The organism is Micromonospora sp. NPDC049044 (assembly GCF_040649215.1).
Lineage (GTDB): Bacteria > Actinomycetota > Actinomycetes > Mycobacteriales > Micromonosporaceae > Micromonospora.
The window spans coordinates 1-12,887 of record NZ_JBEZFA010000049.1 but is presented as its reverse complement, the minus strand read 5'-3'; the positions used below and the strand labels follow the sequence as shown (position 1 = coordinate 12,887).

11 protein-coding genes and 2 pseudogenes are annotated in these 12,887 nt (G+C 70.5%); 5 read left to right on the top strand and 8 right to left on the bottom strand.

Annotation, left to right across the window (positions count from 1 at the left end; genetic code table 11):
• Positions 1–35 precede the first annotated feature (35 nt).
• From AB0B85_RS29590 to AB0B85_RS29570, 5 genes are all read right to left on the bottom strand, one after another.
• Positions 36–1,049 (bottom strand): NlpC/P60 family protein, encoded by a 1,014-nt coding sequence (locus AB0B85_RS29590; RefSeq protein ID WP_357412360.1) that lies wholly within the window; start codon positions 1,047–1,049, stop codon positions 36–38.
• A 167-nt stretch (positions 1,050–1,216) separates the two neighbouring features.
• A complete protein-coding gene (locus tag AB0B85_RS29585) occupies positions 1,217–2,218 on the bottom strand; it encodes a hemolysin family protein (protein WP_357412358.1) in 1,002 nt (333 codons plus the stop codon).
• Entirely contained in the window at positions 2,211–3,533 is a 1,323-nt protein-coding gene (locus AB0B85_RS29580; RefSeq protein ID WP_357412356.1) for a hemolysin family protein, read from the bottom strand. The genes AB0B85_RS29585 and AB0B85_RS29580 overlap by 8 nt, the downstream gene beginning before the upstream one ends.
• Before the next feature lie 107 nt (positions 3,534–3,640).
• Positions 3,641–5,839 carry a (Fe-S)-binding protein gene (locus tag AB0B85_RS29575; protein ID WP_357412437.1) on the bottom strand — a complete coding sequence of 733 codons (2,199 nt, stop codon included), beginning with the start codon at positions 5,837–5,839 and terminating at the stop codon, positions 3,641–3,643.
• 209 nt (positions 5,840–6,048) lie between these two features.
• Entirely contained in the window at positions 6,049–6,312 is a 264-nt protein-coding gene (locus AB0B85_RS29570; RefSeq protein WP_357412354.1) for a cell division protein CrgA, read from the bottom strand.
• Between the two features lie 221 nt (positions 6,313–6,533).
• Here AB0B85_RS29570 and AB0B85_RS29565 point away from each other — a divergent pair, with 221 nt between their 5' ends.
• Genes AB0B85_RS29565 through AB0B85_RS29550 form a run of 4 tightly spaced genes read left to right on the top strand, consistent with a single transcriptional unit; the run spans position 6,534 to position 9,757 of the window.
• A complete protein-coding gene (locus AB0B85_RS29565) occupies positions 6,534–7,334 on the top strand; it encodes a DUF881 domain-containing protein (RefSeq protein ID WP_357412352.1) in 801 nt (266 codons plus the stop codon).
• Positions 7,331–8,821 carry a class E sortase gene (locus AB0B85_RS29560; protein WP_357412350.1) on the top strand — a complete coding sequence of 497 codons (1,491 nt, stop codon included), beginning with the start codon at positions 7,331–7,333 and terminating at the stop codon, positions 8,819–8,821. Before AB0B85_RS29565 ends, AB0B85_RS29560 begins: the two co-directional genes overlap by 4 nt.
• A 4-nt stretch (positions 8,822–8,825) precedes the next feature.
• Complete coding sequence (locus AB0B85_RS29555) at positions 8,826–9,104, top strand: hypothetical protein (protein ID WP_357412348.1); 279 nt, start codon at positions 8,826–8,828, stop codon at positions 9,102–9,104.
• A 2-nt stretch (positions 9,105–9,106) separates the two neighbouring features.
• Positions 9,107–9,757 (top strand): aminodeoxychorismate/anthranilate synthase component II, encoded by a 651-nt coding sequence (locus tag AB0B85_RS29550; RefSeq protein ID WP_357412346.1) that lies wholly within the window; start codon positions 9,107–9,109, stop codon positions 9,755–9,757.
• Between the two features lie 148 nt (positions 9,758–9,905).
• On the opposite strand, the gene AB0B85_RS29545 is transcribed toward AB0B85_RS29550, so the two are convergent.
• The 3 genes and pseudogenes from AB0B85_RS29545 to AB0B85_RS29535 form a co-directional block, all read right to left on the bottom strand.
• Positions 9,906–10,604, bottom strand: coding sequence for an ElyC/SanA/YdcF family protein (locus AB0B85_RS29545; RefSeq protein WP_357412344.1), 699 nt, complete (start codon positions 10,602–10,604; stop codon positions 9,906–9,908).
• 50 nt (positions 10,605–10,654) lie between these two features.
• Positions 10,655–12,475 carry a Stk1 family PASTA domain-containing Ser/Thr kinase gene (pknB, locus tag AB0B85_RS29540; RefSeq protein WP_357412342.1) on the bottom strand — a complete coding sequence of 607 codons (1,821 nt, stop codon included), beginning with the start codon at positions 12,473–12,475 and terminating at the stop codon, positions 10,655–10,657.
• Positions 12,472–12,747 (bottom strand): annotated as a pseudogene (locus AB0B85_RS29535) (serine/threonine protein kinase); the annotation flags it as partial. The pseudogene AB0B85_RS29535 and the gene pknB, both read right to left, overlap by 4 nt.
• Here AB0B85_RS29535 and AB0B85_RS29530 point away from each other — a divergent pair.
• Positions 12,698–12,887 (top strand): annotated as a pseudogene (locus AB0B85_RS29530) (hypothetical protein); the annotation flags it as partial. The pseudogenes AB0B85_RS29535 and AB0B85_RS29530 overlap by 50 nt on opposite strands.

Here is a 12,887-nt window from a genome sequence, read left to right as displayed (position 1 = left end):
CGGAATGACCGGGGGCCGTCGTCGCGTGGTGGGGATCAGCCAGGTCTGCGGAAACCGGCGACCGGCATGGTGTTGATGCTCGACACCTGCACCGGCTTACCGGCACGTGGGGCGTGCACCATCTGGTTGTTACCCAGATAGAGCCCGACATGGCTCAGGCCGGAGTAGAAGAAGACCAGGTCACCGGGCCGGGCGTCGGCCCGCGCCACAGCCTTCCCCTCATTCCACTGGTCACCGGTGTGGTGGGTGAGGTAGATCCCGGCCGACTTGTAGGCGTACTGGGTGAGGCCCGAGCAGTCGAACGAGTTCGGACCGGTGGCGCCCCAGACATACGGATCGCCGACCTGCTCGCAGGCGGTCTTGATCGCCTTCTGTGCGGCCACGGCGAGCACACCGTTGATGGTCGGGCAGCCGGCGGTCTTGACGGTGGTCTTCGGCATCGACGCCTCAAGCTGCTTGATCTCGGCGTCGATCTGCTTCTTCTTGGCCGCCAGATCGTTCTGCTGCTTGGTCTGCGTGGCGATCAGGGTGTCCAGCTTCTGCTTCTCGCCGTCGTACTTGGCCCGTACGGCGAGGACGCCCTCGACCTCCTTGCGCTCCTGCGCGGCCAGCCGGTCGAGGATGGTGAGCTGCTCGGTGAGCGTGTCCGGCTTGGCACTCACCAGCAGGGCGCCGATGTCGTGCGACGGGCCGGAGATGTAGTAGCGGGAGGCGAGATCGCCGACCCGGTTGAGCGCCAACTCGCTCTGCAACGCCAGCGGCTCGATCTTCTTCTGCAGGTCCGCCGACTTCTGCCGATTTACCTTCAGCTGCGCCCTGACCTTGTTGTACTGCTCGATAGTGGGCTCCAGCTGCTCCCACTTCTTGTCGATCTGCGCTTCGATCTCGTCGACCGTTGGTGCGGCGTGCGCCGGGGCGGCGAGCAGCCCTGCGCCGACCACCGCGGCGGCGACCAGGACGAGCAGACGGTGACCAGCACGGCGCAGACCACCCGGCCGAGCAGACGCATTCAGGTCGTGACGATGAGGGGGCATGGTTGCCACCGGCACCGACTCCTTTGCAACCGACCGCCGGGCGCCTCGCGTGAGGAAAGGGCCGAGGCAGACGACCCACAGCGGTCGGTGCCTCACATTAGGGAAACGTGCGGCGGTAATCAAGGCGAGTGGAGTGACCGTCACTGTCGTGCAACCGCTTGCACACCAAGGGTATTGGCGCATCACCCAACGATTGCCGTCAATACATCATCGAGGGTGACCACACCGAGCGGGCGCCGACCGTCGCTGACCAGCACCATGTGCCGCCGTTCGCGGCGCATGGCCAGCAGCAGGTCCGCGAGACTACGCTCCGGCGGCACCACCGCAAGCGGGCGGTAGACCTGGGCCGGCACCGGCGACCGGCGCCCCTGTCCGGCGTACCCGAGCACGTCCTTGACGTGCACGAAGCCGAGCACCCGACGGGTCGACCGCTGCACCACCGGAAACCGGGACCGGCCGGTCCGGGTCGCCAGCACCTCCAGCGAGGCTGGCGAGACGTCCTCGGCCACCGTCACCACCGTCGACCACGGCTGCAGGGCGTCCGCCGCCGTGCGGCTGTGCAGGGCCAGCGCCCCGGTGATCCGGACGTGCTGCTCCTCGTCGAGCAATCCCTCGGTGCGGGCCTGCGAGACGAGCCCGGCCAACTCCTCGGCGGTGAACACCGTCTTCACCGCCTCGGACGCCTCGATCCGCCAGATCGCGAGCACCCGACGGGCCGCCCACTTCATGGCCAGCAGCAGCGGCTTGGTGGCCACGCAGAACGCCAGCATCGCCGGGCCGAGCCACAGTGCGGAGACCTCGGGACCGGCCAGCGTGATGTTCTTCGGCACCATCTCACCGACGACCGTGTGCAGGAAGACCACCACGCCCAGGGCCAGCACGAAGGCCACCGGGTGCACCGCCCGCTCGGGCAGGCCGGCCGCGTGGAACGGTGGCTCCAGCAGGTGCGCCAGCGCCGGCTCGGCGATCGCGCCGAGGCCCAGCGAGCACACCGTGATGCCGAGCTGCGCGCCGGCGATCATCAACGGGATCTGGTTCATCGCCGACAACGCCCACCGGGCCCGCTTCGACCCGGCGGCCAGCGGCTCGATCACCGTCCGGCGGGACGCGATGAGCGCGAACTCACTGCCCACGAAGAACCCGTTGCCCAGTAGCAGCAGAACGGTCACCAGCAGCTCAGTCATCGTCGTCCGGTTCCGCCGGGCGCAGCACCCGGACCTGCTCGATCCGGTGCCGCTCCACCTCGACAACTGTGAATTCCCAGCCGTCCGCCTCGACCGTCTCGCCGGCCGACGGGATGTGCCCGAGCCGAGCCATCAGGAACCCGGCCAACGTCTCGTAGGGCCCCTCGGGCAGGCGGAAGCCGGTCTGCTCGGCCACCTCGTCGGAGCGGAGCACCCCGTCGACGAGGACTGTGCGCTCGCCACCTGGGACGGTCAACTCGACCAGGTCGGCGTCGTCGACACTCGCCGGGTCGAACTCGTCGGCGATCTCCCCGACCAACTCCTCGACGAGGTCCTCGATCGTCACCACGCCGTCCGTGCCGCCGTACTCGTCGACCACGATGGCCAGGTCGGCCCCGGCCGCCTTCAACGCGGCGAGTACGCCGTCCAGGTTGAGGCTCTCCGGCACGTACACCGGCTCACGGGCCACCGAGCCGACCATCGTCGACGCCCGGTCGGCGAGCGGCACGCCCAGCGCGTCGGGCACTCCGGCCACGCCGGTCACCAGGTCCAGGGTCTCCTCGTACACCGGGAACCGGGTCCGCCCGGTCTGCCGGGACTGCTCAAGCAGTTGGGCCACGGTGGCCGTGGCGCGCAACGCGACAACGTCCACCCGGGGGGTCATCGCCTCGGCGGCCCGCTTGTCGCCGAACCTGATGGTGCGGCGCAGCAGCATCGCGGTGTCGGTGGGCAGCGCGCCGGCCCGCGCCGAGATGGCCGCCAGCAGGCCCAACTCCTCGGGCGAGCGGGCGCTTGCCAACTCCTCCTGCGGCTCCACACCGAGCGCCCGGACCAGCCGGTTCGCGGAGCCGTTCAAACCCCGGATCAACCAGCCGAACGTCCGGGAGAAGGTGTGCATCGGACCGGCGGTGGCCAGCGCCGCCGGCATGGGCCGGGCCAGCGCCGCGTTCTTCGGCACCAACTCACCGAAGAGCATGGAGAGCAGCGTGGCCAGGGCCAACGCCAGGAACGGGGTGAACCGCTCGGTGCTCTCCCCGGCCACTGGGCGCAGCAGCGGGGTGAAGATCCGCGCCAGGGCCGGCTCGGCCAGGTAGCCGGTGAGCAGCGCGGTGATGGTGATGCCGAGCTGCGCGCCGGAGAGCTGGAAGGAGAGCTCGCGCAGCGCCGCGCGTACCGTCAGGGCGGCCTGGTCGCCCGCGGCGGCCCGCCTGTCGATCTCCGCGCGGTCGACAGTGACCAGGGCGAACTCGGCCGCGACGAAGAACGCGTTGCCCGCGGTCAGGGCAACGAACCCGACCAGGGGCAACAGCGTCATCAAGAGTAAGCCGTCGATGTCGCCTCACCTCGGCGAGATTCTTGCACGACGGCGGCGGCCCGCAGGGGGCCGCCGTCGTCGATGTTCAGATCTCAGGTGTACGCGTCTCAGCCGCCGACCGGCGCCGTCTCCTTGCCGCCCTGCGGCTGCTCCGGCTTTACCGAACGGAGCAGCACGCTCGCCACGTCGATGACCTCGACCTGCTCGCCGGCGTCCTTGCCGTTGACCCCGTCGTTGAGCATCGTCGAGCAGAACGGGCAGCCGACCGCTACCGTCTTCGCCCCGGTGGCCATGGCCTCCTCGACCCGGTCCACGTTGATCCGCTTGCCGATCTTCTCTTCCATCCACATCCGGGCGCCGCCGGCGCCGCAGCAGAAGGAGCGCTCACTGTTGCGCGGCATCTCGGTGAGTTCGCCGGCGATGGCGTCGCCGAGGACCTCGCGGGGGGCCGCGAAGACCCGATTGTGCCGGCCCAGGTAGCAGGGGTCGTGGTAGGTCACGCCGCCGTCGACGGGCTGCACCGGCGTCAGCTTGCCGGTGGCCACCAGGTGGGCCAGCAGCTGGGTGTGGTGGACCACCTCGAACTCGCCGCCGAGCTGGCCGTACTCGTTGCCAAGGGTGTTGAAGCAGTGTGGACAGGTCGCGACGATCTTGCGCTTGGCCTTCTCCCGGCCCTCGAACGCCTCGTTGAGCGTCTCCACGTTCTGCTGGGCGAGCATCTGGAAGACGAACTCGTTGCCGATCCGTCGCGCCGGGTCGCCGGAGCAGGTCTCGCCCTCGCCGAGGATCGCGAACGAAACGCCGGCCTCGTTGAGCAGGGTGGCCACCGCGCGGGTGGTCTTCTTGGCCCGGTCCTCGAATGCGCCGGCGCAGCCGACCCAGAACAGGTACTCGAAGTCGTCCACCTCGCCGACCCGGGGCACCTCGAAGTCCAGGCCCTTGGTCCAGTCCTCGCGGGTGTTCTGCGGGGCGCCCCACGGGTTGCCCTTGTTCTCCAGGTTGCGCAGCATCACGCCCGCCTCGGAGGGGAAGCTCGACTCGATCAGCACCTGGTAGCGGCGCATGTCGACGATGTGGTCGACGTGCTCGATGTCCACCGGGCACTGCTCGACGCAGGCGCCGCAGGTAGTGCAGGACCAGAGCACGTCCGGGTCGATGACGCCGCCCTCCTCGGCGGTGCCGATCAACGGCTTGTCGCCCTCGGCCAGCGAGAGCACGTCCAGGTGGGCGAGCTGCGCCTGGGTGGCCTTCTCCTCGCCGGTCAGGTCCTTGCCACCGCCGGCCAGCAGGTAGGGGGCCTTGGCGTACGCGTGGTCGCGCAGGCTCAGCACCAGCAACTTGGGCGACAGCGGCTTGCCGGTGTTCCAGGCCGGGCACTGCGACTGGCAGCGACCGCACTCGGTGCAGGTGCTGAAGTCGAGCAGGCCCTTCCAGCTGAACTGCTCGACCTGGGCGACGCCGAACTGGTCCTTCTCCGGGTCGGCCTCCTCGAAGTCGAGCGGCTTGCCCTGGCTCGTCATCGGGCGCAGCGCACCGAGGCCGGAGCCGGCCGGCTTCGTCGGCTCACGCTTGAAGAAGATGTTGGGGAACGCCAGGAAGCGGTGCCAGGCGACACCCATTGTGACGTTCAGCGAGATGACGATCAGCCAGGTCATCGAGATGACGATCTTGATGAGCGCGGCGACGCTGGCCCCGTCCGACCAGTCGGGCAGCACTGCACCGACCGCGTGGCTGACCGGGGTGGCCCAGAGCGGGTACTCGAAATGGTCGGTGGCGACCTTGAAGCCGCGGATCACCAAGCCGAAGATCAGGACCAGCAGCACGATCCACTCGACGAAGTAGCCCTGCCACATCGTCGAGCCGGTGAACCGGGACCGCCCGCCCGGCCGGCTCGGCCGGTTGCGCAGCCGGATCGCCATCAGCACCAGGATGCCGACCAGACCCAGCACCGTGATGATCTCGGTGGCCAGACCGAAGATGGTCCAGGCCCCGATGATCGGCAGACCGCCGGTCGGGGTGACCACCTCGAAGTACGCCTCGAGCACCAGCAGCGACAGCACGATGAAGCCGACCATCACGAACCAGTGCGCGGCACCCACCACGCCCCACTTGAGCATCCGGGTGTGGCCGGCGGTCTCCACAAGCATGGTCCTGGCGCGAGCGACCTTGTCGGTGAACCGCTCCGGTGCGGGTTGCCCGAGCCGGATGACTGCCACCATCTTCAGGACCGCACGTACCGCAAGCCACACCGCCACGGCGGTGATGGCGGCCGCGAGGATCGTGGTGACGATCTGGACGCTGCCCATCGAGTTGGCCTCCCCGGTCTGCTGCCTGATGACCTCGCTGCGCTCGGTCATGCACTGCAGCCTACGCGAAGGTTACCCAGCAGTAACGTGAGTCATCTCGCAGTAGGCCACGCTGCCTGCGGACACCATAGGGGGCCCCACCCGATCCTGGCGGGCAGGGGGACGGTGGGGTGACGTCGAGCCGCCGACACGACGGCTCCGAACCGGGCTCAGCGCCAGCGGGAGAGCAGCGCCAGCGAGGCCACCATCGCACCGAAGCCGACAGCGAGGTTCCAGTAACCCCACGCCATGACCGGGTACTCCTGCTCGGACAGGTAGTAGAGCACCAGCCAGCCGATCCCCACGACGATCAAGGCGACCGCGGTGATCGGCAACCACACCGGGCTAGGCTTGCTCGACGACGCCGTCGTCGACGGACGGACGTCCGTCGGCGGGGTGTACACCTTCTTCTTGCGGACCTGAGACTTGGGCACGGCGCTCTCCAGAGGGGTGACGACCTCGTCCGGCCTGACAACCGGGCGCGGGGGCGACGGTCCATGGCCAATAATGTTCGACAGCTAGCGTAGTCCCGATTGCCCGTCCGGACCATGAATGGGGTCAGGCCGGTGCACGGAGTGACCGAAAAAGGCGGGACTGTTCCCATCACCGGCCCAGCCGGGGCGGACCGATCCCCGACACGCGGAAGGAACGCTCGGTGGAGTACACATCCGGCGCAACCTCCTGGCAGAAGGTCCTCCGACGGGCCGCCGCCGGGCTGATGCCCCGGCGGCCACGTCAACGCCGACCGGGCTGGTCGATCGGGGTGCCCCTGATCGCCGCCGCAGCGGGGCTGCTCTTCACCACCACCGCGACCACCGCCGGCGGCACCGCGCTGCGCGAGGACCGACGGCCGCAGCTCAACCAGCTCATCGAGGACCGGCGCGAGCAGGTGGCGGCGAGCGAACGCCAGGCCGCCACACTGCGCGACGAGGTCCAGCAACTGACAAACACGCTTGCCGACTCGGACGCCCCGATCAAGGACCAGCAGGATCGCGCCCAGGGCAGCCTGCAGGCCGCCGGGTTCACCGCCCTCGGCGGGCCCGGGGTCACTGTCGAGCTGAACGACGCGCCGCAGCTCGACCAGACCCAGTCCGGCGCCGACAACGACGACCTGGTGGTGCACCAGGCGGACGTACAGGCCGTGGTCAACGCGCTCTGGGCCGGCGGAGCGGAGGCCATGTCAATCATGAACGTCCGCGTGCTCGCAACCAGCGCGGTACGCTGCGTCGGTAACACCCTGCTGCTCCACGGCCGGGTGTACTCCCCCCCATTCAAGATCGTTGCGATCGGCGATCCCGCTGCCCTCCAGCAGGCCCTCGCCAGCTCTGAGGGAGTCCAGTGGTTCAAGGACGCGGTCGACGATTACCACCTCGGCTACGAGGAGACAGCTTCCACGGTGCGAGTTCCGGCATTCGAGGACTCGACCGCCCTACGCTCGGCGACGGTGCCTAAGTGAGCACGCCAGACGAGCGCCGCGACGGGCGACACCGGGACCAGACCGACGATCCGACCGCCTTCCTGCCCAAGGTCGACCGGCCCGAGCCGGCGCCGACCCGGCCGACCTCGGCCGACAACCGGCCCGAGCCGATGCCGCCCACCTGGGCCGGTGCGTCGCGCCCGCTGGCCACGCCGGAGCCGCCCCGCCCCGCCGACCCGGCCCCGGGCCCGCACGGGGTCGACGCACCGCCGCCGTGGCCGGGCAGCCCCGCCCCCCGATCCGGCCCGCACGGAGGGCCAACCGGTCCGGCCTCGCTCGACCAGCCGACCGCGACCCACCCGGGCCCGCTACGGCCCGCCGCCCCGGGCGACGCCCCGGCCGGCCCCACGAGCGCACCGGTGACCGACTCACCTACCGCGTTCATCCCCCAGATCGCCGCCCGGCCCCCGCGCCCGACCGGCTCCCCGGTCGCTCCGGCCACGCCCGGGCCCGGGCCGAATGCCGCTACTTCCGCCGGGCCGGGCCATGTCCCGCCCACCGGGTCGACCCGGGGCCCCGCCGCCGGGCCGGATCGGGCCGCCGACCCGGCCGCCACCGCGTTGATTCCCGCCGTGCCCGCCACCCCCACCACCCGCCCCCCGACAATGGACTCGACAGCGCTGATGGGTGCCGTCCCCCGCACGGCAGGCCCCCAGGAGCCGACCGGTGGCGGCGACAACCCCGCCGAGCCGCCCCGGCCCCGGCGCGGCGAACGGGTGGTCCAGCTCCGGCCACACCAGACCGGCGAGGGCTACAAGAGCGTCTACTCCGAGCTCACCCGCCCGTCGCTCGGCTCCCGACTGCGCAGCGGTGTCCGCGTCACAGGCGAAATCCTGATCACCGTCGGCCTGGTGGTGCTGCTCTTCGCCGGTTACGAGGTGTGGGGCAAGTCGGCGATCGTCGACGCCCACCAGAACGACCTCAACAACGAACTGGCCCAGGCGTGGGGCCCGACCGACGACCCGACTGTCGCTCCGTCGGCCGGCCCGAGCGTCAAACCGTCGCCGCCGGTCCGCGGCAAGCCGCTCGCCGGCCTCTACATCCCCAAGCTCGACAAGAACTGGGTAGTTGTCGAAGGCGTCACCCAGCAGGACATCCGCTACGCCCCCGGCCACTACCCGGGCAGCGCCCTGCCCGGCCAGGTGGGCAACTTCTCCGTCGCCGGCCACCGCAACCGGGCCACCTTCTGGCGGCTGGACGAACTCCACGAGGGCGACGCGATAGTGGTCGAGGGCAAGACCGACTGGTACGTCTACCTGGTGTCGCGGTCGCGGATCGTCCGGCCCACCCAGGTCGAGGTGGTGGCGCCGGTGCCCGGCGAGCCGAACAAGAAGCCGACCAAGCGGATGCTCACCCTGACCACGTGCAACCCGAAGTTCGACAACTACCAGCGCCTGATCATCCACGCCGAGCTGGACCGCACCCAACCCAAGTCGGCGGGCCGCCCGGCGGAGCTGGGAGGCTGACCCGATGTACGCGTTCATCTGGCGCAAACTCCCCTTCGGCCTGGCCGGAAAGCTGGTCGGCTCGGTGCTGCTGGTCGCCGCCACGGTGGCCCTGCTCTGGTATGTCGCCTTCCCCTGGGCCGAGCCCCTGCTGCCCTTCGACGACGTGCAGGTCGAGTCCGGCGTCCCGGCGGACTCCGGCGACGGCGGCCCGGTGACCGACGACGCCCCGGCCGGCGAGGATCACGAGCTGCCGTACAACACCGACCAGAACAACCCCGCGCCACCCTCCCCGAGCAGGTGACCATGCGCATCCTGGTGATCGACAACTACGACTCGTTCGTCTTCAACCTGGTGCAATACCTTGGCCAACTCGGCGTGGCCTGCGAGGTCCGCCGCAACGACGAGATCGACGTCGACACGGTGGGCCGGGTGGGCGCGGCCGGCATCCTGCTCTCCCCGGGGCCCGGCAGCCCCGACCGGGCCGGCATCTGCCTGGACGTCATCAGGCAGTACGCGGGCGAGCTGCCGATCTTCGGTGTCTGCCTCGGTCACCAGGCGATCGGCGAGGCGTTCGGAGCGACAGTGACGCGCGCACCAGAGCTGCTGCACGGCAAGACCTCCGAGGTACGCCACCAGTCGGTAGGCGTCCTCGCCGGCCTGCCCGACCCGTTCACCGCCACCCGCTACCACTCCCTCGCCGTGCTGCCCGACACGCTTCCGGGCGAACTGGAGGTCACCGGCTGGACCGACTCCGGCGTGGTGATGGCGATGCGGCACCGGACCCTGCCCATCGAGGGCGTCCAGTTCCACCCTGAGTCGGTGCTGACCGAGGGCGGTCACCTGATGCTTGCCAACTGGCTGGCCGACTGCGGTCACCGGGAGGCGTTGGAGCGTGCCCCCGCCCTGGCCGCCGAGGTCGACGCCCGCCGCCGGTCGGCCTTCGCCACCAGCTGACTGAGGCCGCGCCGCCCGATCAGCAAGCGTGGACAGCACCACTGGGGGAGACCCACGCGCTTCGCCGACGACGTGACCCCACGTACCGGACGGCCGGCACCGCCGCTGTCCGCCAGCGCCGCCACACTGCCGCTGCGCGCTCGCCGGATCAGTCGCGCAACGCGTCCTGCACGGCCGGATCCGCGGGCGAGCCGACCGCGGGCGGGCGACCACGGGCCGTGTCCCACGCCGCCTTACCGCTGGCGAAGTACTCCCGGACCGACTTCTCGGCGAACATGAGCCGTCCACAACCGTCGCACCGTGCGGTGACCCCGTCGACGTCGAGACCGAGTTGCCGGCACAGCGTCACCGCCCGGGGCAGGTGGAAGGACTGGGTCACGATCAGGGCCCGCTGTACGCCGTACACCTCGCGCGCTCGGGCGCAACTGTCGTACGTGTCCAGGCCGAACGGGTCGGCCACCACGCGCCGCGCATCGACACCGAGCCCGGTGAGGTACGCCGTCATCACCGCGGTCTCGTCACCCGATGCGCCGCCCCCGTCGCCCGACACGAGTACGACAGTGGCCCGTCCGCTCGTCACCAACGCAGCGGCGGTCTCCAGGCGACCGGCGAGCCGGTCACTGGGTTGTTGTCGATCGGCCGCCACGGCGGTGCCGAGGACGATCACCACGTCGGCGGCAGGGGCGTCAGCCTCGGCGTACAGGTGGCCACGGGCGGAGACCGTCGTCCACAGCCACGGAAGACTGGCGAGCAGCAGCGCGGCGACCGCCAGGACGGCCAGGCGTCTGCGGCGTCGGGGGCGGCTGCTCGGTACCGCCCCGACGCCGGACCCGTCGGCGTCACTCATCTCGTCGGCTGGACCCCGCCGCCGGCCGGCCCGGGGCTCCACCACCCGCCCTAGTCCTCGGGCAGCCAGCTCGGCGGGGGCGTAAACGGCAGGCCGACTCCGCCGCCGCCACCGGGCGTGGTCGGCGTGGCCGACGGCGTGCCGCTCGGCGTCCCGGAGGGCGGCGTCTCGACGACCTTCTCCGGGACGCCGACCTCGATGGTCACGGTCTTGTCCTTGGCCAGTTCGGTGCCCGGGCTCGGGTTCTGCTTCTCGACCCGGCCCGCACGGTCCGCCGGCACCTCGTCACCGTCGCGGACCTCGACGTTGTAACCCGCCTCGCGAAGCTCCGCGGTGGCCTCGTCCCGCGTCGAGTTGAGCACGTTGGGCACCTTGCTGACGTTGCCCAGCGAGACCTCGACGGTCACCTTGCTGTTCTGCTGGACGGTAGTCCCCGACGGCGGAGTCAACTTGAGCACGGTGCCCTTGGCCGCCGGGCTGTTCACCTGCTTGTCCTGCACGATCAGCCCCTGGGCCTCAAGCTGAGACTTGACCAGCTCGTACTGGGAGTTGACCAGATTGGGCGGGATCTTCACGTCGGGCTTGCCGTCGCAGATCTGAATGGTCACCGTGCCGGACTGCGCCAGCCGGGTGTTCGGCGGCGGGTCCTGCTTGGCGACAGTGCCCTTGGTGCAGTCGTTGGCCCGGACCGGCTCGCCCAGCTTCGGCTGGAACTTGGCATTGGTGATCTCGGCGACCGCGACCGCCTGGCTCTTGCCGGTGAGGTCGGGCACCGACTTGTTTGCCTTCTCCTGCTGCTGGTTCCAGAGCAGGGCGGCGACAAGGGCGATCACCGCCAGCACGCCGACCGCGCTGAACGTCGCGATCAGCCAGGAGGACGCCTTGCGCTGGCGCGGATCACCAACCCGGGCCATCTGCCCGGTCTGCGGCCCTCGGGTGGGAGTCGGGGGGTAACCGCCCCCGCCGCCGGCCGGGGCCATCGCCACCGTCTCCGCCTCGCGCAGCACCGGGGTCGCCAAGACGGGCCGGCCGGCGGCGGCGCGGAGCAGGTCGGCCCGCATCTCGCCGGCGCTCTGGTAGCGGTTGAGCGGGTTCTTCGAGAGCGCCTTCAACACGATCGCGTCGACCGCCGGGGTGACATCCGGGTTGATGTCGCTCGGCGTCGGCGGCGTCTCCCGCACGTGCTGGTAGGCAACGCTCACCGGGCTGTCCCCGACGAACGGGGGGTGCCCACAGACCAGCTCGAAGAGCACGCAGCCGGCCGCGTACACGTCGGAGCGAGCGTCGACGGCCTCGCCGCGCGCCTGCTCCGGGGAGAGGTACTGTGCCGTGCCGATCACCGCGCTGGTCTGCGTCATGGTGGTCGCACCGCTGGCCAACGCGCGGGCGATGCCGAAGTCCATCACCTTGACCTGGCCGGTCTGGGTGAGCATCACGTTGCCGGGCTTGATGTCCCGGTGGATGATGCCGTGCCGGTGGCTGAACTCCAGTGCGGCGCACATGTCGGCGCAGATCTCCAGCGCCCGCCGCGGCTGCAGCCGACCCTCGGCGCCGAGGACCTCCTTCAGGGTCCGCCCGTTGACGAACTCCATCACGATGAACGGCAGGGTCTCGCCGGTCGGCGCGGTCTCCTCGCCGGTGTCGTAGACCGCCACGATCGCCGGGTGGTTGAGCGAGGCAGCGTTCTGCGCTTCCCGGCGGAAACGCATCTGGAACGTCGCATCACGGGCCAAATCGGTCCGCAGCATCTTGATCGCGACATCCCGACCGAGCCGGAGGTCACGACCGCGGTGCACCTCGGCCATGCCGCCGTAGCCGAGCAGCTCGCCGACCTGGTACCTGCCACCGAGCAGGCGGGCCTGCGCTGTCATCGCGTCTGTCGTCCTTCGCTCGTCGTCGTCCCGCCGTCACCCGGCTGGAGTCGTATCTCCCGACGGTACGACGTCTGGGTCAGATCGTCGCGTCCGTCGGGTCGCAGCGCGCCGGACGTCGCGGTGCGCGCACTCGTCCCGAGAGGCTCGCCGGCCTGCGACTGCTTCTTCAGGTTGTAGGAAATCACGCCGGAGCAGAGCAGGACCAGCACGGCCAGCAAGATGGCGAGGAGCACCATGCCGGGCCGGGAGCGCCGGGGCTCGGGGGACGGCGTCGCCCCGACCGGCTGCCGGGCGTACGCCGCCGGTTGCTGCTGCCGGGGCGGCGGCCTGTTCAGCGAGTCGATCAGCCAGTGGCTGGGTGCCGTCTTCGCGCTCGTCGCCCAGCGCCTCGGGCTGCGTCCCACAGCGC